At 33.2% G+C, this 21,268-nt stretch carries 20 protein-coding genes and 2 pseudogenes; 8 read left to right on the forward strand and 14 right to left on the reverse strand.

From position 1 onward, the window contains the following. A pseudogene (locus B2S90_RS09270) lies at positions 1 to 215 on the forward strand (nucleotidyltransferase); the annotation flags it as partial. Positions 216 to 245: 30 nt separating this feature from the next. On the opposite strand, the gene B2S90_RS09275 reads toward B2S90_RS09270, so the two are convergent. Genes B2S90_RS09275 through B2S90_RS09290 form a run of 4 tightly spaced genes read right to left on the reverse strand, consistent with a single transcriptional unit; the run spans position 246 to position 2,155 of the window. Beyond that, positions 246 to 1,286 (reverse strand): bacteriophage abortive infection AbiH family protein, encoded by a 1,041-nt coding sequence (locus B2S90_RS09275; protein WP_286696944.1) that lies wholly within the window; start codon positions 1,284 to 1,286, stop codon positions 246 to 248. A 2-nt stretch (positions 1,287 to 1,288) separates the two neighbouring features. Continuing rightward, the gene (locus B2S90_RS09280; RefSeq protein ID WP_286696945.1) at positions 1,289 to 1,552 is read right to left on the reverse strand and encodes a hypothetical protein; all 264 of its coding nucleotides are present in this window, start codon (positions 1,550 to 1,552) and stop codon (positions 1,289 to 1,291) included. Positions 1,553 to 1,587: 35 nt separating this feature from the next. Further along, on the reverse strand, positions 1,588 to 1,794 hold the full coding sequence (locus B2S90_RS09285) for a hypothetical protein (protein WP_278780816.1): 207 nt from the start codon (positions 1,792 to 1,794) through the stop codon (positions 1,588 to 1,590). Positions 1,795 to 1,846: 52 nt separating this feature from the next. Next, positions 1,847 to 2,155: a PTS sugar transporter subunit IIB gene (locus B2S90_RS09290; protein ID WP_022425378.1), complete on the reverse strand. Its 309-nt coding sequence runs from the start codon at positions 2,153 to 2,155 to the stop codon at positions 1,847 to 1,849. Between the two features lie 171 nt (positions 2,156 to 2,326). Between B2S90_RS09290 and B2S90_RS09295 the strand changes: the two genes are divergently transcribed. Together B2S90_RS09295 and B2S90_RS09300 are read left to right on the forward strand one after the other, a co-directional pair. Beyond that, positions 2,327 to 3,067 (forward strand): MurR/RpiR family transcriptional regulator, encoded by a 741-nt coding sequence (locus tag B2S90_RS09295; protein ID WP_286696946.1) that lies wholly within the window; start codon positions 2,327 to 2,329, stop codon positions 3,065 to 3,067. A 123-nt stretch (positions 3,068 to 3,190) separates the two neighbouring features. Then, positions 3,191 to 4,617, forward strand: a pseudogene (locus B2S90_RS09300) (6-phospho-beta-glucosidase). A 571-nt stretch (positions 4,618 to 5,188) separates the two neighbouring features. Here B2S90_RS09300 and B2S90_RS09305 read toward each other — a convergent pair. From B2S90_RS09305 to B2S90_RS09325, 5 genes are read right to left on the reverse strand one after another with little or no spacing between them, the layout of a single operon-like run. After that, a complete protein-coding gene (locus tag B2S90_RS09305; protein WP_286696947.1) occupies positions 5,189 to 5,839 on the reverse strand; it encodes a YczE/YyaS/YitT family protein in 651 nt (216 codons plus the stop codon). Next, positions 5,839 to 6,672 (reverse strand): hypothetical protein, encoded by an 834-nt coding sequence (locus tag B2S90_RS09310; protein ID WP_055234128.1) that lies wholly within the window; start codon positions 6,670 to 6,672, stop codon positions 5,839 to 5,841. The genes B2S90_RS09305 and B2S90_RS09310 overlap by 1 nt, the downstream gene beginning before the upstream one ends. Continuing rightward, positions 6,659 to 7,993, reverse strand: coding sequence for a patatin-like phospholipase family protein (locus B2S90_RS09315; RefSeq protein ID WP_055234127.1), 1,335 nt, complete (start codon positions 7,991 to 7,993; stop codon positions 6,659 to 6,661). The genes B2S90_RS09310 and B2S90_RS09315 overlap by 14 nt, the downstream gene beginning before the upstream one ends. Further along, on the reverse strand, positions 7,990 to 9,432 hold the full coding sequence (gene malQ / locus B2S90_RS09320; RefSeq protein WP_286696948.1) for a 4-alpha-glucanotransferase: 1,443 nt from the start codon (positions 9,430 to 9,432) through the stop codon (positions 7,990 to 7,992). The genes B2S90_RS09315 and malQ overlap by 4 nt, the downstream gene beginning before the upstream one ends. A 1-nt stretch (position 9,433) precedes the next feature. Further along, positions 9,434 to 10,075 carry a lactate utilization protein gene (locus tag B2S90_RS09325; RefSeq protein WP_278780811.1) on the reverse strand — a complete coding sequence of 214 codons (642 nt, stop codon included), beginning with the start codon at positions 10,073 to 10,075 and terminating at the stop codon, positions 9,434 to 9,436. A gap of 72 nt (positions 10,076 to 10,147) precedes the next feature. Between B2S90_RS09325 and B2S90_RS09330 the strand changes: the two genes are divergently transcribed. The 3 genes from B2S90_RS09330 to B2S90_RS10940 all read left to right on the forward strand — a co-directional run bounded on the left by B2S90_RS09330 (position 10,148) and on the right by B2S90_RS10940 (position 12,269). Continuing rightward, positions 10,148 to 10,672: a cysteine hydrolase family protein gene (locus B2S90_RS09330; protein WP_279147370.1), complete on the forward strand. Its 525-nt coding sequence runs from the start codon at positions 10,148 to 10,150 to the stop codon at positions 10,670 to 10,672. 119 nt (positions 10,673 to 10,791) lie between these two features. Then, entirely contained in the window at positions 10,792 to 11,856 is a 1,065-nt protein-coding gene (locus tag B2S90_RS09335) for a branched-chain amino acid aminotransferase (protein WP_006507057.1), read from the forward strand. A 176-nt stretch (positions 11,857 to 12,032) separates the two neighbouring features. Beyond that, entirely contained in the window at positions 12,033 to 12,269 is a 237-nt protein-coding gene (locus B2S90_RS10940; RefSeq protein WP_320803355.1) for an IS200/IS605 family accessory protein TnpB-related protein, read from the forward strand. Positions 12,270 to 12,768: 499 nt separating this feature from the next. On the opposite strand, the gene B2S90_RS09340 is transcribed toward B2S90_RS10940, so the two are convergent. The 3 genes from B2S90_RS09340 to B2S90_RS09350 all read right to left on the reverse strand — a co-directional run bounded on the left by B2S90_RS09340 (position 12,769) and on the right by B2S90_RS09350 (position 17,368). After that, entirely contained in the window at positions 12,769 to 14,100 is a 1,332-nt protein-coding gene (locus B2S90_RS09340) for a citrate synthase (protein WP_147556544.1), read from the reverse strand. A 156-nt stretch (positions 14,101 to 14,256) separates the two neighbouring features. Beyond that, on the reverse strand, positions 14,257 to 15,033 hold the full coding sequence (locus B2S90_RS09345) for an HAD-IIB family hydrolase (RefSeq protein WP_278861083.1): 777 nt from the start codon (positions 15,031 to 15,033) through the stop codon (positions 14,257 to 14,259). Continuing rightward, the gene (locus B2S90_RS09350; RefSeq protein ID WP_286696949.1) at positions 15,026 to 17,368 is read right to left on the reverse strand and encodes an HAD-IC family P-type ATPase; all 2,343 of its coding nucleotides are present in this window, start codon (positions 17,366 to 17,368) and stop codon (positions 15,026 to 15,028) included. Before B2S90_RS09350 ends, B2S90_RS09345 begins: the two co-directional genes overlap by 8 nt. 482 nt (positions 17,369 to 17,850) lie before the next feature. Here B2S90_RS09350 and B2S90_RS09355 point away from each other — a divergent pair, with 482 nt between their 5' ends. Both B2S90_RS09355 and B2S90_RS09360 read left to right on the forward strand, forming a co-directional pair. After that, the gene (locus B2S90_RS09355; protein ID WP_286696950.1) at positions 17,851 to 18,429 is read left to right on the forward strand and encodes a histidine phosphatase family protein; all 579 of its coding nucleotides are present in this window, start codon (positions 17,851 to 17,853) and stop codon (positions 18,427 to 18,429) included. Positions 18,430 to 18,435: 6 nt separating this feature from the next. Beyond that, complete coding sequence (locus B2S90_RS09360; RefSeq protein ID WP_278779186.1) at positions 18,436 to 19,239, forward strand: Cof-type HAD-IIB family hydrolase; 804 nt, start codon at positions 18,436 to 18,438, stop codon at positions 19,237 to 19,239. Between the two features lie 226 nt (positions 19,240 to 19,465). Here the strand turns inward: B2S90_RS09360 and B2S90_RS09365 are convergent, their stop codons facing one another. Next, complete coding sequence (locus tag B2S90_RS09365) at positions 19,466 to 19,978, reverse strand: nitroreductase (protein ID WP_286696951.1); 513 nt, start codon at positions 19,976 to 19,978, stop codon at positions 19,466 to 19,468. Between the two features lie 2 nt (positions 19,979 to 19,980). Continuing rightward, the gene (locus B2S90_RS09370) at positions 19,981 to 21,165 is read right to left on the reverse strand and encodes an MFS transporter (RefSeq protein WP_278861089.1); all 1,185 of its coding nucleotides are present in this window, start codon (positions 21,163 to 21,165) and stop codon (positions 19,981 to 19,983) included. Positions 21,166 to 21,268 lie beyond the last annotated feature (103 nt).

Genomic DNA, 21,268 nt, shown 5'->3' on the forward strand with positions numbered 1-21,268 from the left:
AAAACATCAAGGATCCACTAAAGGATGAATATTTATTACCTATCTATATTGGTGAACTTCTAAGAGAAAACAAATTAAGTGTTAAGGTATTAGAAGTACAGGATTCATGGTTTGGTGTAACATATAAAGAAGATGCACCTGTTGTAAAAGCTTCATTTAAAGAATTAATTGACAACAACATATATTCAACTGATTTATTCAGCGATATTAAATAAGACTCCAAAATAAAATTATGGAGTCTTTTCTTATACCTTCTTGAAATGTATTGTAACATGAGAGCCATAGGCACGTTCAATCAGTTCATCCTCCCCTATGACCTTTACAAGATTCTTAATCTGATTTTTCAAATCTGATTTATGAATATAGAAGATAGTTGTATGGGCATGACGAGCAAGAATAAGCTGTCTCAAGATATCTTTATCAGTGACATCTAGAGAATGGCCAAAGATATAGATATTGAGGCGTTCTTCTTGTGATTGTTTAAGCCATGTGAGATAACGGCATCCTGTACGTTTAAAGATACGCTGGTAGAACTTCTTGAATTCAATATATTCATTATCCTGATCTTTACGTTCTCCTGTCAAATATTCATCTATTCCTAAGACAAGATCACATGTTTCTATATCATGTTCAAGATTCGCTTTACCATGAATATAATCGTATTCTACTTCTGAATTACCATAGAGACGTTCAAACGTATTTGTATAATTGAAACTTAATACTTTATCTATATTCAATACTTGTAGTTTTTCTAGATATTTTGGAGTGTCTAGGTGGTTCACAAATGCATCTAGATATATTTCTAGACATCGAGTCAAACGTAAGAGATCATGAGTGAGGATATCTCTTAATTCTTTGATAGGCTCCATAGAGGAAAAAGAACAACGATCTCCCCAAAAATCAAGAAGAGATGTACCTAAATACTCATTTACTCTTGCAACCTTCTGCCCTGACTTAAACTGTGTATCACATTCTAATCTAATCGCATCAAGTTTTTGAATAACTTCAGACATCTCTTTTTCAAAATCCTTCCAGCCCTCTCCTATTGTTTCTTTTTCTAGATGAATAAGCCAAAGATTATCTTTAATAAGAGATTCTAGTTCATTGGATAATTCAAGAGAAAGATGAAGAATAAAATCTATCATACGCGAATCATAATCTCGACGAGATATATCATTCTTTTCTAACGACATACGAAACAACGTAGTAAAATCTATAAAATCCTTATAGGTTGTTGGCAACCCATGTAGTAAATCAAAGCCATTTCCTAATACAAGAAGATTCATACTTAATCCTCCTTCACTGCTTCACTTGAAAGTATTTTTAATATTTTGAAATCATTTTTAATTCCCATCGCATATAATAATGGCGTTTCTTCTTTATCCATCGTATATATTTCCTGCATATAGGGTTTTTCCATGAAGATATCTAATAGGGTTTTAATTTCTTCAATACATTCATGATTCATTATATTTTCATCAAATGTTGCTGTCATAAAGTTATTTTTATAGTTAATAGAAATAGAGAGGAGATAATCATATGCTACTGTCACAAAATCATCTGGTACTGAAAAGAAATTGATTCTTTCTAGTTCATTATTTGATAGATAGTTATGTAATATTTTCCTCTCTTATATTTCTTCAACTGACCAGTATTATTATATGCGATACTTACACCATAATAAGAGATTTTCAAATCACATAAAGCATAGATATTTTCTATTGTATCAATAAATACATCATCCACAAACTTATGTATAGACCCTCTATTGGTAATAGATATTGTTTCCATCATGCTCACCTCTATTATCATTATAAAACAAAAAAATCCGCAAATGCGGATTTCATTACTTATTTGCTTCAATTAAGTCCATAGCCTGCTTTAATACTGCAGCGCCATCCATACGACCATATGAACGCATATCAATTAACTGTGCAGGAGTTGGTGCTACTTCCTTCTTAACAGTTGCTTCAAGATATCTTACCTGTGGGCCAAGTAATACAACATCTGCTTTAGCGCCGTTTGCTTTTGCCTCATTCGCACCGACTGCCCAGATATTTGCTTCAATACCTTGTTTTTCTGCTTCTTTCTTCATTTTTTCAACAAGTAAGCTTGTAGACATACCTGCAGCACAACATAACATAATATTTACCATATCAATTATCCTCCTAATTCACCTAATAATCATTATAATACTGTAACCGTTGCCTTTAAAGTGTTTTTTATTCACCAAAATCATTTTTTATACTGATAATGCTTCACTGTACCCTGCTTATAGTCACTCAAGATCATTTATGATAAACTATGTATGAATGGAGTTGATACAATGATTATAGATAAAGTAAACGATTATTTAAATAGTCATTCTTCAAGTACAACTTTGCTTGAATTATGCTTCTATATTAAAAAGAATATCCATAGAATTCCAAATCTAAGTATTGATGATATTTCAAAAGAATCTTTAATTTCTAAAGGTCAAGTATCAAAATGCATAAGAAAATTAGATTATGAAAACTATGAAGAATTTAAAAATGCGTGTATTCAATATTTAGATTTAATCTCAAAAAGAAAAAAATTCTTAAACCCACATCAAAGTTTTGAAACAAATGTAATGTATTTTACTAAAGATTTCATTCAAAATATCCAATATATGATCAATCATATTAATTTGAAGTTAATTCAAAAACTTATACAAGATATCAAGCAAGCAAATAAAGTATATTTATATGCACACGGTGATGTCAGATCTGTTTGTTATAATATCCAAAGAGAACTTCAGATATATGATATTCAGACAATTATATGTGATGCTGATTTTAACAAGGATTATCATTTTCTAGATAATGATCTCTTAATTGTACTAAGTACAAATGGGCATTCTTTCCATTATAATAAGCGTGTCATTAAACGTATAAAAGAATCTCATGTTGATCAATGGCTTATTACATGTAATGAAAGTATTACATTATGTCAAAATCAAATAATCGTTCCCCTGCTCGATGAAAAATACAGTGAATATATTATTAAGTACATGATAGATATTCTATTACTAGAATTACAAAACTAGTTTCCAAATTGGAAACTTTTTTTGCTTTCTTCAATCTCATCCTTTATTCTATAGGCAGGAAGCCAAACAATATAGAGATAGTTATAATTGTTTGTGGCAAAATATATAGAGGAGGAACTTAATATGGGATTTAAAGAAGGATTCTTGTGGGGAGGTGCCACTGCTGCGAATCAGGTTGAAGGTGGCATATTTGAAGATGGTCGTGGTTTAGCCAATGTAGATTTAATGCCCCATGGATCAGATCGTTATGCTATTGGCACTGGAGAAAAGTGGATAGATCGAATCGATGATCATTATTTTCCAAGTCATCAAACCGTTGATTTTTACCATCACTATAAGGAAGATATTGCGTTAATGGGAGAAATGGGTTTTAAAACTTTTAGGTTATCTATCGCCTGGACAAGAATTTTCCCTCTTGGTGATGAGTTGGAACCTAACGAAAAAGGATTATTATTTTATGAAAATATTTTAAAGAATGTAAAAAATATGGGATTGAACCATTAGTCACAATTAATCATTTTGATTGCCCAATGCATTTAATTCATAAATTTGGTGGCTGGCGTAATAGAGAAATGATTGATTGTTTTGTTAAATTAGCTAAAGTATTATTTGAAAGATATAATGGTTTAGTTAAATACTGGCTCACTTTTAATGAAATCAATATGATTCTTCATTTCCCATTTGTAGCAGCAGGATTAAGATTTAAAGAAGGTGAAAATAAAACCCAAGCCATGATTACCTGCGCACATCATGAATTAGTTGCAAGTGCTCTAGTTACAAAATTAGCTCATGAGATAAATCCTGAAAATATGGTAGGTTGTATGCTTGCTGCGGGTTCTTATTATCCTGAAACATGTAATCCTGAAGATTATTGGAAATCAATTTGTGATGATAGAGAAAGTTATATGTTTATTGATGTGCAGTCACGAGGCTATTACCCAAACTATGCCTTAAAATGGATTGAAAAAAGAAATGCAGAAATACCATTTGCAGAGAATGATGTAAATATTTTAAAGGAAAATACAGTAGATTTTATTAGCTTCTCATATTACTCATCTCGTGTTTCTAGTGCTAATCCTGACAAGGGAAAACAAACAGAAAGCAATATTTTTGCTTCAGTTGTTAATCCATATTTAGATACAAGTGATTGGGGATGGCAAATTGATCCCTTAGGATTAAGAATTACTATGAACGAAATTTATGATCGTTATCAAAAGCCATTGTTTATTGTTGAAAATGGTTTGGGGGCCAAAGACAAGATTGAAGAAGATGGTTCTATTCAAGATGACTATCGTATTGAATACTTAAAGAAACATATTCAAGCAATGAAAGATGCAGTGGATGAAGATGGTGTTGATTTAATGGGATATACAACTTGGGGATGTATAGATCTTATTTCTAATGGAACGGGTGAAATGGAAAAGAGATATGGCTTCATTTATGTTGATAGAGATAATGATGGTCACGGTACTTTTAAACGCATAAAGAAAAAATCTTTTGATTGGTATAAAAAAGTCATTGCAACTAACGGTGAAGACTTAGATAATTAATCAAAATAGGGTAGACGAGAAATAGTATCAATTCTAAGATTAATCAATATTACTGCGTCTCCCATTGCACCGTATGTAACAAGTCTCGTATACGGCGCTACATTTACATGATAATTTCAAACTAACTTTGATAGTAATTAAGGGGATTGACCAAGCCAGGTCTATCCCCTATTCTTTTACCCAAAATTTAGGATTAATAGTGAACTACTTTGACTTAATACTCCGTATTAGAAGTCAAGGCTTCTAGGATGCTTACGCATCCGTTTAAAAATATTGACCACCTATTGCTAGGCAATCCTTATTCTTATTGCGTGTCCACTTCGCCTCTACTGTATAGAATATTTACATCCACAACGCTACTTTTACGCATGATATTTAATGCGCCACTTACATCTGCCTTTGGTATGATACGTATTTCCTTCACTCCAACCTTTATAGTATCGTCTTGTAGTTCACTACACTTGGCAGTAATTACCTGTGGTCGGACTATCTCTGACTGAATTAGTGCCATTCTTGCACACAAAAAAAGGCAGATATGTATAGATGAGCATATTTGCCTTTTTAATCTTCTTTATTCAACAAACTCTATTTCTGTGACAGAAGAATAAAGCCTAGAAATACTTGTTTCAAGCAAGGCAATCACACGGCCTGTAAAAATCATAGAAATCACTGTTCCTAGTCCAATACCCAAAATACCACCTGTAAAGACAAAACCGATAATAAGTGAAATGATAATAGAAATACCGTCAAAGAGATTCTTACCAAAACCAAAGCCTTTATTACACTTTTCTCCAATAACACTTGCTAAGCCATCAGCAGGATTAGGTACTATTTTCATACCTACAGTGAGCGATGCCCCAATGCCCGTAATTATAATCGCAAGAATAAGCATGGCTATACGAGCTGGAAAGCTAGAAGCGACGGGAATAACTCCATCGAATAGCTGAATAAAGAAGCTTGTGACAAGACTGGCTGGAATCTGTAAGAATTGAAAATAATCAAACTTCTTACCGAGTAAAATCCATTGAATAATGACAAGTAAAACGTAATAGATAAAAGTCATTACACCAATAGGAATATGCGTGAGATAGGCGATATTATAAGCTACAGAGATGATGGGTGACACACCTAATTGTGTCTTTGTATTGAGATCAATACCACAGCCTAAAATCACTAATCCAAGAAGATAAATTCCAATTCTTTTATAATTCAGTCCCTTCATTATTTAACTCCCTTTGAAAAACTATGCATGCTTGTCATCTGCTTCTGTAATTCTAGATCATCTCTTTTGATCCATTCAGCTACTGCATCATCCTTAGATGTATGAACGGATAAAACATGCACAGTATCATGATTTTTTTCATTCTCAATATAATACTTATGGAAAATATTTTCTACAAATTTTTTAATATCTTCTTCTGATTGATAATGAAGATCACGATAATCAAAGGTAGAGTATTCTCTTTTTGTTTGTATACGATAATGTTTGACTTCTGATACAATCCAATAAATTCCTCTATTTTGAATCTTCTTTGAGATATGACTGATTTCAATAGACATAGGGTCCTGTTTTTCCTTACATTCTAAAACAGATTCATCTAGAGTACGATATAAAACATAAGTGTTCTCATAATCACCTTTAGACGTTTTAAAGCCATCACGAATCATTCCTAAACTCTTAAAGCCTACTGTATCTAAAACTGCCTTTAATGTTTTTGTAACTGTATTTAATTGCATAATTGCATATCCAGCTTTAAATGCCTGTTCCAAAGAGTCTTTAATCAGACTATCTAGTTCTTTCTTATAGTCAGCTTTAATTGCATAAGAACAAGTTGCAATATGCTTACAATGTCCTGTTCCTAAAGATTTAATCAAATAAGCACCTACTAATAGATGATCATCAAGCATCACACCACAATATGATGATGATTCAATAAAATCATCAAGAACAGGCGTGTCTTCTTCAAGATAAAGTCCTGTTTCAATCACTTCATTAAAAAGAGAAATAACTTCTTTTATATCTTCTTTCTGGCATTTCCTTTTAATGATGTTCATCTGTTAAACCTCCTATTAATAAATAAATGAGTGAAGCCATCATTAGTTCCTTTTTACAGAACGTATAATATGACTTCATATCCATTGCTTCCTTGTATTTCATTTGATGTAGAAAGAATCCCACAATAGATTCTCTGTTGAGATGATTTTGTAAGAAAGATAGATTGACCCTTGTCAGACTTAGTTCCTGAGGGAAATAATCCTTCTCCATATATTTCTCAAATGCATGACGAATCATATTCTTGTATTCTTCAAACGCGTAAACCTTTAAATCATCAAAGCCCATTAATTCTCCAATAAAATCTAATGTAATATATGTATAATCTTTGAGATTTAAGATCATTTGATGATTGGCTTCTAATAATAAAGATGTCAGTTCTGAAGAATTACTATTAAAGAATCCTCTCATTTCTTTTTCCATCATCAATAATTGTTTATAGTAATCATGAAATACTGTCTGATTTGAAGGAAGAAAAGTATACTGATTGCCTTCATAATTTCCAAATAGCTTATAAGCCATTAAGTAGCCCAAACGCTTATTTCTTTCTAGTACATCCTTATTAAAGTCCATAAAACCACCTAAATCAACTGGTGGACATGAATAAAGAATAGAAGGACGATTGATATATTGTGGATGAACTGGAATAAGATGCATATCCACTACGACTATTTCATCTGCACCCATATCTAAGGCAAGATCAATAGGAAGATTATCACTAAATCCTCCATCAATATATTTATTACCATTTATTACTGTCATTGGAAAGACAGGAAAGCAGGCACTACTTGCAAGTAAATAATCAAGCATATGTCCTCTTTCCATTTCTGATTTAGTCTTATAACATGCTTTCATACTTGGAAACTGAACTGTACATATACCAAAATCAATAGGTGAAGACAATAGACGTTCTTCATCCATCAGTCCGCGGCAGTGTTCTACAAAAGGTGTATTGTCTGCCCCTTTGTTTTTGAAATAATATCTTAAAAAAGACTGAGCTAAAGATGTCTGCTGGGCAATGGATTCTTTAAGTTCAGACAAATTACTTCCCTCTTCCTTATTAAATAAAGAAGTTGTCATAAAGTCATCTCTTAAATCCGTTAAATCAGGGGCATTATTAAAGACATGATCCATATCTAATATATTCCATGTATACTCTAATCCTTCATAGTCTCCCATAGCGACTAACGCACCATTAAGAGCACCAATAGAAGTTCCTGTCACAATATCAAAATGTTGGTTTAATTCTTTTGCAGCAAGTAAGAAACCTGCTTCATAGGCTCCTTTTGATCCTCCACCACTTAATACAAGAGCTCTTTTCATAGAGTTTCATCTCGATTCGTATCATGAATGATTTTCTTCATGAATTTCATTTCCTTATTTAATTCTGCAAAGCGAGACATCTTCCATTCCCAGTTAGGAGATCCAATTGTACCTGGAGTATTAAAGCGTGATGTTTCTGGTTCTCCTAGAAGATCCCATACAGGAATAATGACAGACTCGGCAGGAAGATCCATACAGTAATGAATCATTTGACGATGTTTCTTACGTTCTTTATAACCTTCAAGAAGTAAATCCACTTCCTTTACTGTATCTTCATCAAGATTACTATACCATCCCATTAATGTATCATTATCATGTGTACCGCTATATACAACGACCTTATCAAAATCAAATTCATCCTTGTAATGGAACTGGAAGATATACATTCCCTTGAAATTATAATGATCTCTTAATTCATATACTTCATCTCTTAATAATCCTAGATCTTCAGCAAGAATATGTGTATCTGGATATTCTTCAAATAATTTGTCAAATAGTGCATAGCCTGGTGCTTCAACCCATTCCCCTACTACTGCAGTAGGTTCTGATGCTGGAATCTTCCAATAAGTATCAAATCCACGGAAATGATCAATACGTACTTCATCATAAAGCTTATTTGCACTATGAATTCTATCAATCCAGAACTTGAAATTTGTCTTTTCTAGATGATCCCAGTCATAGATAGGGTTACCCCATCTCTGTCCAAATTCACTAAAATAATCAGGTGGTACACCTGCTACAAATGAAGGTGTGCCATCTTCCTTTAATAAGAAGTCTTCCTGATCTAACCAGCAATCAGCACTATCTAATCCTACATAAATAGGCATATCCCCTATAATCATAATACCCTGATCATTCGCATATTTCTTTAATGCATACCACTGTTTAAAGAAATAGTACTGCAAGAACTCCTGATAATTGATTTCTTTCTCAAAAGGTAATAATTCAAAAGACTGATGTTTAGGGAACTTCTTATATTCCTCATGCCACTCTGTCCATGGCTTTCCCTCATTTGTCAATTTAAAGGTACGAAATAATGCATAACCCTCAACCCATTTATTGTCTTCCACAAACTGCTTAAAATCATCATTAAATTCAAATCTTTTATAAGCGAGTCTTAATAAGTTTTCTTTATGTGCACGCACAGCTTCATATTCCACTGTTTCAGCCTGTTTATTAAATGTTTTTAGTTCTCTTTTTTCAAGTAATCCATCTTTAACTAAGTCTTCTAAATCAATATAAAGTTCATCACCGGCATAAGATGAATAAGGCTGATAAGGCGAATTACCATATGCTAAAGGATTAAGTGGTAAGATCTGCCAGATCTTTATATCTGATTTCTTTAGCTGATCTACAAATCTATATGCGTTCTTTCCAAAATCTCCTACACCATAAGATGATGGTAGTGCAGAGATAGGACATAGTATTCCTGCTTTCATATTAATAACCTAACTCCTGTCTCATAATAATTACATGGATTCTATCCTTGTTTCCCTGGCGTGCAAGTTTGACATAAGATGCACAGATTCTTTGATCTGACATACAATTGACACACTTACCAGCAACAGCACAGCCTGTTTGACGGTTTAATCTGATTGCATTTGCTGGTGCTGACACGTTCTTAATATGATCAATGGCTTCTTCCTCTGTTTCAAAGATCTTATTGACACCAGCAACGACATAAACATCCTTAGGTCCATAGATCATTGCGGCCACTCTATTACCATTGCCATCGATATTATATAAGCAGCCATCTGTTGTCATTGCATTGGTACTCGTTAAATAAATATCCGCATTAAATGCTTCATGATGTATTGCGTTGATTTCTTCTTTAGTTAATCCTTTAGCATAACGATCAAGAAACTTCACATCACTTGCACGTACTAAATCCAATACATGCATTTCATCAAGTGACATAGAACCGCCTACTGCCACTACCTTTTGGTCCTTGAAAATTGTCTTGAAATAATCATGAAGTTCTTCTTCAGTATTAAGCACTTCACAAGTCATGTTATTTCTTTCTAATGCTTTCTTTAATCTTTCAATTTTCAAATCATACATACCTAATAAATTCTTATCCATAAAAAACACCTCTCTGTCCCCTATTATAACATATGAAAGTGGTTTATAATAAATAAAAAAGGAGGTTTAATCATGAGCAAGAAACTACTGGTTGTTGTAGATTATCAGAATGATTTTGTGGATGGTGCACTTGGATTTGAAAAAGCAACCAAGATCGCCCCTTATATCATTTCATTAGTAAAGAAATATGAAGAAGAAGGTGAAGAGGTCTGGTTTACTAAAGATACACACTTTAATAACTATCTAGAAACACAGGAAGGTAAGAATTTACCTGTTCCTCACTGTATATCGCAGACAAAAGGACATGAACTTTATGGAGAATTGCAGTCTTTAAGTAGAAATCATACAGTGATTGAAAAAAATACTTTCCCATCTTTAATGCTTGCGAACTTATTAAAGGATACAGCTTACGAAGAAGTGAGAGTTGTAGGAGTAGTGACTGATATTTGTGTCATTTCTAATTGTATTATGATTAAGAGTGCGCTTCCTGAAGCTTTAATTGAAGTAGATACAAAAGGATGTGCTTCTTTTGATGAAAACCTAGAAAAAGCCGCTCTTACAGTATTAGAAAAGAGTTTGCAGGTTAAAGTGATTTAGTGATATTTTTCTGTTTTCCATAAATTATATAAATTCTTTTGTATTATTTCCTCATTTTGTATTGCATCTAGCAAATGATAGTACTATAATGAGAACAATTCTAAAGGGGGATTTTAATAATGGAAATCAAAGTAGAAAGAGCAAAGACTCTTAAAGAAAAGCCAGATCAGTCAAATCTTGGCTTCGGTAAATATTTTACAGATCATATGTTTGTATATGATTGGGATTCTGAAAAAGGATGGCATGATGCACGTATTGTACCATATGCTCCAATTCAGATGGATCCAGCCACTATGGTTCTTCACTATGCACAGGAAACTTTTGAAGGATTAAAGGCTTATCGTGATCCTGAAGGAAATGTTCAGTTATTCCGTCCAGAAATGAATGCGAAACGTATGAGAAACTCAAACAAACGTTTATGTATGGCTGAATTACCAGAAGAAGACTTCGTAGAAGCAGTAGAAACTCTTGTTAAGTATGAACAGGATTGGATTCCTACTGCACCTGAAACTTCTTTATATATTCGTCCATTCATGTTTGCAACTGAACCAGGTGTTGGTGTTCATCCAGCAAATAAATATAAATTCGTTATTATCTTAACACCAGTAGGAAATTACTATCCTGAAGGTGTTGCACCAGTTAAGATCTGGATCGAAGATGAATTTGTAAGAGCTGTAAAGGGTGGTACTGGTTTCACTAAATGTGGTGGTAACTATGCTGGTTCACTTGCTGCTCAGGTTAAAGCAGAAGAACATGGTTATACTCAGGTATTATGGCTAGATGGTCAGGAAAGAAAGTATGTTGAAGAAGTTGGTTCTATGAACATCATGTTCTTAATCAACGATACAGTAGTCACTGCACCTCTTGAAGGTTCAGTACTTCCAGGTGTTACAAGAGATTCAATGTTAACAATTCTTCGTGACTGGGGCTATAAAGTAGAAGAACGTCATCTAAGTGTTGATGAATTAATGGAAGCAGGACGTACTGGTGCTTTAAAAGAAGCTTGGGGTACAGGTACTGCAGCAGTTATTTCTCCAGTTGGTGAATTATGTTATAAGGGTGAAGAAGTTCTTATCAATGACTTCAAGACTGGTGAATTAACTCAGAAATTATATGATACTTTAACAGGTATCCAATGGGGTAAGCTTCCAGATAAGTTCAACTGGATTCATAAAGTAAAATAATCAAAAAGCGCTTCGGCGCTTTTTTTAGTGCTTATAATTGAGTGATCTAGAATAAAAGTATAGGAAACTCTTTTCCTAAATTGACAGGAGAATGCACGATTAGAGTCCATCAGGGAAAAACAGAACTATGTCAATAAAATGCCCAAAAGACAATAACACGTAAGCGCAACAATAGAATCAATAACTACATGAACAAAACTGCACGCATTGTGATTAATTATTGTCTTGATAATGATATAGGAATACTTGTTGCGGGCTATAACGAAACATTTCAGAAGGATTTCAATATAGGTAAAAGTAATAATCAGAGTTTTGTTGATATCCCATATGAGATGCTTCAAGATAAACTTGAATATCTCTGTAAATCAAATGGCATCATATTTGTAATGCCGGAAGAATCGTACACCTCATAGGCTTGATTCGGGGATAAGGATGCAATACCAATCTATAACAGTGATAAAATATCATTTCAATGGTAAGAGAATACATCGTGGACAGTATAGAACAGCTGATGAGAATGTACTAAATGCAGATGTTAATGACGCATTAAATATACTGTCTAAAAGTAACGTTGTGGCTACAAGTAGTCTATACGATAGAGGCGAAGTAGACACGCAATAAGAATAAGGATTGACTAGCAATAGGTGAAAACTTAAATACTAAGCAGCTAAAAACTCCGACTTAATTTTAAAATTAAGCCGGAGTACTTTATTTGCTGTGTTTTCCAATAATAAATACAGCAGCTCCAATAATTATGATTAAAGAACCACATATTGTCAATAAATAGGAAACAATCATATATTTCTCCTTAAGAGGACAACATCCTTGTAAAGATAATAACATTTATTGGTTCAAAAGTGTAGTGTTTTTATTGAAATCAAAAGAAAAAATGCGATTTTAGTCGCACTTTCCCTATCTATCTTCGATATTTTTATATTCTTTAAGTTCTCCCACAAATTTAGTGGCAGGTCTAACAATTCGTCCACTATAAAGCTTAGATTCAATATTATGAGCAACCCATCCAACTGTTCTACCAATTACAAAGAGTAATGTATAGAGATCTTCAGGAATACCAAGCATATCATATACTAAACCACTATAGAAATCGACATTCGTACAAACATGAATTCCTTTTCTTTTATAGATTTCATCAATCGCAATAGCTGAGAATTTTCTATAGAATTCATATTCATCATGTCTAAATTTTTCGTATGATAGTTCTTCACATTGTTTTGCTAAGATTTCACTGCGTGGATCACTTAGTGTATAAACGGCATGTCCAATACCATAAATAAGTCCTGTATGATCATTAAAGTCCCCATCTAAGATATCCTGGACTATCTGTCTAATACGAAGTTCTGAAGCTTGTATACCAATTTCGTTAATAACAAGTTCCATCTGCTTCTTAACAGCTAAATTTGCCCCACCATGTTTTGGACCTTTTAAAGAACCAATAGCACCAGAAATAGCTGAATAGATATCTGTACCAGTAGAAGATATAACAACATTTGTGAATGTAGAGTTATTACCTCCACCATGGTCTGCATGTAGAATAAGTGCAGTATTAAGTACTTCTGCTTCCTTATTTGAGAATGTACCATCTCTTCTTAATAAATATAAAATCTGTTCAGCAATAGAATAATCATAATTCTGATGATGAATAATCATAGATCCCTTATCAAAATGATGGACCTTTGATTGATATGTATAGCTAACAATAACAGGAATCTTCGCAATCAAATCAATTCCCTTATATAATGTTTCTAATACGCCTACATTGTCTGGATCATCATCATAGCTATAAAGCATCAATACTTCTCTTTGTAGCTTGTTCATGAGATTCTTCTCTGGATAGCCCAAAATATTTAATTCTAGGTATCTTTCAGGCAAGGTATAATGATCACTAATCATCTTCTTAAAATGCTCCAATTCCTCTCTATTTGGTAAATAGCCAAATAGAATCAAGAAGCACACTTCTTCATAGAGGAAACGGCGTCCTTTTCCATTTTCCACAATGTCTTTCACATTGATACCACGATAATACAATGTACCATAGTCATCAACTTTTTCACCATCAACCTTCTTGTATCCCACTACATCTGATATATTTGTCAAACCAACTAATACACCAGTACCATCTTCATTACGTAAGCCTTTCTTTACAGAATACTTCTTATAAAGTTCACCAGGGATAGCTGTCTCATCTAAAGATTTTTTAAAACAATCTTTTATATTCTGATCCATATCATCAACTCCTTTTTGAAGGTTGAATCTATTCTATCACATTATTCATAGATTGTATACAAGTATTCTTATTAATATCATAAGTTTATTTAGTTGTTTTATAATTATCTATACATGTATTTGTGTTATATATAAAAAAAGAAGGATTACTCCTTCTTAATCAATCCATCCAAAATGACGACATGCATATTCTATACCATCATCTGTAGAATCTTTTGTGACAAAATCTGCTTTTTTCTTTAAGTCTTCTACACCATTACCCATCGCAATAGATGTCCATTCCTTCTTAAACATAACAAGATCATTCTCACCATCACCAAAAACAACAACATCTTTAATATCAGCCTTTAAATACTCCATCATCTTAATGATACCTTTTTCTTTTGCATCATGCTGATAAGTGAGATAAGGCGGTACAAAGCGGATATGACCCACTGTATCTCTTAGAGTAAGTTCTTCTTCTTTGTCTTCTGGAATCGCAATATAAATCTTATAGATATCCTTCAAATCATCATAGTTCAATGACTTATCAAGAATATAACGGGTTGGTTCCTGTCTTTCTCCTACCTGTTCAATAAAGCGTTCATCCTTCATCACGACATCAATACTATCATTAACAGCAATTAATATTCCAAAGCCTTTTTCATCTGCTTCATGAATAAGCGCAAGAGCCTTTTCTCTGTCTAACGGACTATTTGTCACTAACTCGTCATTATAAATAAGTGCTGCCCCTCCATTAGATACAAGATTATGAATACCAAGCATCTTAGCAGTATCTTTTGTTTTATAATAAGCACGCCCTGTCGCAATTGCGACAAAATGTCCTTTGTCCTGTAATTTTTTAATTGTTTCTAATGCACTAGGTACAGGAATACCTGTTTTAATATCTGTCAAAGTGCCATCAATATCAAAGAAAAAATATTTTTTATCCATGCTTCTCCCTCTTCCAACGTCTATATTCAGTTATGTTATCTAATGCTTTTGTAATAAGTGCGACTAAATAATAAGCAACAACACATTCAAAAGCTACTACTATAATAACACGTAAGTCCGTAATAGGATACATATAAAAATAGGTTGGAATTGCATAAAGACAGCCAATAGTAAGTAGGATATTTAAACCAATATTAAACTTTCTTAAAAAATTGAGTGGTTTAGAAACCTTAAATAATACAATAAAACTAATAAATATAGTCACTAAGAAACTATATGTAGAAAAGTATTTCGCATTTAAGAAGAACACCCACTTTAATAAAAAATTAAACAGTACAAGCACTACAACACTTAAAGCACATGGAAGTGCTGTATGAATCACATGTGTTAAGAAGCCCTTAGAACTCATTGTTGTATCGTGTTCAAGAGTAATAATGAATGATGGTAATCCAATTGCCATACCACTTACCAAAGAGAGCTGGAAAGGCGTAAATGGATAAGTTAAGCAGAAGAATCCAAAGATCAGACTAAGAATTGTAGAATAAATAGTCTTAGTTAGATAGAGTGAGCTGACCTTTTCAATATTCGCAATGATGACACGACCTTCGTTTACAATTTCCTTCATTGAACTGAAGTTAGAATCTAATAATACAATATGCGCTGCCTGCTTAGCCGCATCTGCGCCATTGGCCATCGCAATACCACAATCTGCATCCTTAATTGCAAGTACATCATTGACACCATCACCCACCATACCAACAACATGACCATTTTCCTGGAAAGCTTTGATAATCAATTGTTTCTGTTCTGGTTTAACACGTCCAAAGACACATGTTTCTCCTAATACTTGTTTCATTTCATCTACAGTATCAGGGAGAGTCGAAGCATCCATATAATTAGTTGCGTTATCAAGCCCTGCAAGGGTACATACACGAGAAACTGTAAGAGGGTTATCTCCTGAAAGGACTTTAATAGAAACACCCTGAGATTTGAAATAATCAAATGTATCATGTGCATCTTCTTTAATGATATCACTAATAGTAATAAGACAAACTGGAATAAGAGAATGATAATGTCCCTCTTCTAAATAATCTGCTTCTCCTAACAGTAATACACGTAATCCAAATTCAGAATAACCACTGACCTGATCTAAGATTTCTTTATTATCAGTCAAGAATTCAGGAGCACCTAATACAAAAGAACGATCATCATCAAAAGTAATGGCACGATATTTACGTTCTGAAGAAAATGGTACTTCTGATTTCTTATGATATTTATCATTTTTAGTGAAGTAATTCATTAAAGCTTTCTGAGTTGGGTTGATATCATCTACTAAGAAAGCAAATGAACCCATAATATCACAAATCATCTCACGCGTATATTGATCACTAATAGGAACAATATGTTTAACTTTAAGTTCACCTGTTGTAATAGTCCCTGTTTTATCAAGACATAGTACATCTACTCTGCTTAATGCTTCAATAGATTCCATCTGTTGAACAAGAGCTTTCTTTTTTGCAAGACGACCAACACCTAATACAAAAGATAAAGAAGTAAGAAGGACAAGTCCTTCAGGAATCATGCCTATAACACCGCCTACCGTTTTAACAAGGGCTGTATTAAAATCATTCGGCATGGCTTTATATTGTGCTCTAAAAAGTAGTATACCTACAGGTACAATAATAATACTCATAACCTTGATAATCTTCTCAATAGAATCTCTCATCTCACTAGATGCAAGATTCTTATGTTTAGCTTGGTTCACTAGCTTTGTAGAATAGTTCGCATTCCCTACACGGATTACTTTTGCATAACCACTTCCTGCCACGACGAAGGTTCCTGCATAGATTTCATCATTCTCCTTCTTTTTAACAGCTACTGATTCCCCGGTCAAAAGAGATTCATTGATTTCTAATGCATGATTTTCTACAACCTGGCAGTCTGTGCCAATCTGATTACCAGCTTGTAAGAAAATAATATCATCCATAACAAGCTCTTCTACAGGAACATCAATCAGCTGACCATCACGAAGTGTTTTAACTTTTTCCACTGTAACAACACTTAGCTTATCAATAGTTTTCTTAACCTTGAATTCCTGAATGATACCTAATATTGTATTAGCTACCATAACACCAATAAACGTTAGATTCTGCAACTGTCCTGAAATCATAATCAAAACAGCTAAAAATATATTTAAAAAGTTGAAATATGTAAGTGTATGCTGCTTCACAATTTCCTTTTTAGTTTTAGAGATAGACTGACCTGTATAGTTCACCTGTCCCTGTTCTATTCTTTCTTTTACCTCTTGTTGTGAGAGGCCTTTTAATTCATTCATATCCACCACTCCTCATCTATTGCACTATCATAACAAAGAAAAGTGTATTATTTGTGTACTTTCATAATTAAATGTCAGTTTATTTTATTTAAAATATCTATTACCATTTCTAAATAATCTCTACATCGATTAGTTTTGCGAATAACGAAATGATATTTTTATAACTTATATAATAATACACAAGAAAACGAAAGTATATCTTTTAAGATGGAGTTGTAGTTATAACTTATGATGAATCCATAAAAGAAAAGGGGCTTTAATTTTGTGGGGAGTCAGGACTTCTTTTTTACATAAATTATAAATCTTCTTACATAAAAGAGCCGACTTCAATCGGCTTTTTTGTTATATTATGATATACTTATTACGTTAACGGTTAAAACATGTTCAACGGCTTTTTTCTTATTACTGATTTGTTACTAGTTTAAGGCTTTATAGTGTTTTAAACCCCTAAAAAACCGCATAAATACAGGAGGAAATTTATTATGAAACATTTATATATGATGCGTCATGGACAGACTCTATTTAATGTTAGAAGAAGGATTCAGGGATCATGTGATTCTCCACTTACTGAACTAGGTATTAAGCAGGCAGAAGCTGCAAAAGAGTTAATCAAGGACATTCCTTTTGATCATTACTACTCTAGTACGGCTGAAAGAGCATCTGATACATTAGAAATAGTAACAGACGGCCAAGTACCTTATACAAGAGTAAAAGGTCTTAAGGAAAGAGATTTTGGATTATTTGAAGGAGAAAGTGAAGATTTAAATCCTCATTTTGATGATTTTAAATATGATGACTTATTTCCCCATTATGGTGGCGAAACAGCCAAACAAGTACAACATAGAGTTGTAAAAACATTAACTGAAATCATGAATAAAGAAAACCATGAAGTGGTTCTTGCAGTAAGTCATGGCGGTGCTTCTATGCAATTCTTTAGTGCATTTAATGACCCAAACATTATTTTTAACTCTGGAGGATTTACTAATTGCTGTATTCTTCATTATACATATGACAACAATGAGTTTAAGTTTGTAGAAATATTAAGACCAGAGGTAAAGTAGAAACATATGAAAGAGAAAGTATTATTTTTTGATATTGATGGTACGCTTGTAGATAACACTTATGGAGTTTATGATGTACCTGAAGGTGTAAAAAGAGAACTTAAAAGAATTCAAAATGATGGGCATAAGCTTTTTATCTGCAGTGGTCGTCCTAAAGCCATGATCAACCAGCAGTTCCTTGATTTGGGGTTTGATGGTTATGTCTTATATAACGGTGGTTATATCGAGATTGATGGTGAATCTATCTTTGAAGAGAGAATGGATACAGAACTTGCGACTCAGACAGTTGATATGCTTGAAGAACTGAATTGTGATTATATGATTGAAACAGCACATCATATTTATATTGATAAACGTTATAAAGAGCTTTATACGTTCTTTAAGAACCTCGGCATGGAAGAAATGTTCTCTATGGATTTTGACCGTAATGATGTCTTAAAACGTGCCATTAAGATAGAAGCCAATGTCACAAATAAAGACAAGCAGAGAGTAAGCGACTATTTAGATGGCAAGTTTGGTACTACTATCAGTTTTGATCAGCATGGCAGTGATAATTCATTTGAGTTCTTTTCTCCTAAAATGAGCAAAGCTATCGGTATTAAGAAAGTTCTCGAACATTATGGTTTAGATATCAAAGATACCTATGCATTTGGTGATGGTCTTAATGATATTGAAATGATTCAATTATGTCAGATAGGTGTAGCTATGGGTAATGCCGTAGATGAATTAAAGGCACAAGCCGATATTATCTGTAAACCTATTGATAAAAATGGATTAGAGGATATTCTTAAGACATTATTTCCTGAATAAACATCTGATCTTCATATAGGTATATTATACTTTAGTCAAGGTGATTGTCACGAAAAAAGGCAATGATAAATTAGCATATTATTTACCTATCACGGCCAGTTTAGGTCTATTAATTGGTGTTTGTTTTGATAATATAGGTGCAGGTGCCTGTTTAGGTGTCGGTGCAGCCGGTATCCTTTCTTTGTTTCCTATAAAAAAATAATCCTCCTTGTGGAGGATTTTTTCATTATTCGATTGTAATCACACGATTATCAAGACGAGGTGCTGCTTCTGGAGCCTTACCATCCGCAAATCCTATAATAATATTTCCGATGCCTTCATAGCCTTCTTCAATACCCCATTCTTTAAGAAGTCTCTGACCTTCTTCACCTTCAAATACTTCTTTCGCACGATGAATCCAGCAAGAACCAAGTCCTAAGCCATGCGCTTCATTGAGCATATTGCCAATCGCAAGTGATCCATCATAGATATATGTAGGATATTCTTTCTTTGATAAAACAACAATCACTACAGGCGCACCATAGAAAGGATCTTTATCACTTCCCATAACACTAGCATTCAACTTTGATAAATAATCTCTCATTTCTTTATTCTTTACTACTACAAACTTAACACCCTGTCTGCCCATACCAGTAGGAGCATATAAGCCAGCCTCCACAATTCTCTCAAGATCGTCATCTCTAGGCATTTCATCTGTATATTTTCTAATACTTCTTCTTGTTTTTAAAACATCTAACATATTCAAGCCCCCTTCTTATTTACGTTTTCAACAGTCACAATCATCACAATTGTACCTACTATACTTAATACTAAACCTAAAAATAATGTTTCATAAACACCCATACTATCTAGTAAAATACCACCTAAGAAACTAGCTAGTACACCAGATACAGTCATGCTTGTGGTAACGAGTGCCTGTCCTTTAACTGCATCCTTTGCATCAAATAATTTATCTACATAATAAACAGATGCAGGAATAAATAATGCATAAGCAAGCATCTGAGTTGCCTGAGCTAAATAGATCATAAACATATTTGTCGCAAAATAAGTTAAAGTATGTTTCAGTGTGAAGAATATTGCGGAAATAATGATTGTATTTTTGATATTGATTTTATTTTTATACTTTTCAAATAAAGCCATTGTTGGTAGTTCCAACATCGCAGCCAAAAATACTGCATTACCCATATCTCCAGTATTACCACCAACGTTTCTAATTACATTGATAAAGAAATTATTAATGATTGTATGATCAAAATAAACTAATACAAAACCAGCTAAGAAGATCATGAATTTAAGATGCTTCTTAATAAAAGTTCCTGTGCTTTCTTTTTCTACTACTTTTTCTTCAATCACTTCATCTATTTCTGTCTCAGGCATCTTAAATGAGTGAATAAGAGGTAAAATACCTAAGAAAATAACAATATAAGCAAGTGGCATTAAAGTAGGACTCACTGCTTTTACTATATTTCCTAATACAAGTGAAGCAAGAGCATAAGCCACTGATCCAATACCACGTGCTACACCAAACTTAACATCAATACCCTGTTTCTGGAATGCGAAAGCAAGTGAATTGACTAAAGGCATTGTTGTATAGAGTATTGTAGAGACTGCAATAAACAAAGCAGCAGCTAAGAATGTAACCTTACTTGCAAACATAAGTAATACAGATAGAATACTACAAAAACCAAACATGATCATTAAGACTTTCTTCATAGAAATGTTTGACTTATCTACAAATCCTCCAAGTACAGGTTGTGCAATGCTTGTTAGAATATTTGCGATTGCAAGTACAATCCCAATTAAAGATGAGCTCATGCCAATTGACCCTAGATATACTGCAGCATAGCCCATAACTGCACAGAATCCCACAAAGTAAATCCCCTGCAACATTGAGTATTTAATATTAATACTTTTTGACTGATCCATTATATAATCTCCCTTACATGTGATAATAATATTATAACAGAACAGAAATAATTCTCTAATCTCTTACATATTCTGAAAATAAAAAACTCAGGATTTCTCCTGA

It is taken from the genome of Catenibacterium sp. UBA627, from assembly GCF_002299355.1.
GTDB classification, from domain to species: Bacteria; Bacillota_I; Bacilli_A; order Erysipelotrichales; family Coprobacillaceae; genus Catenibacterium; species Catenibacterium mitsuoka.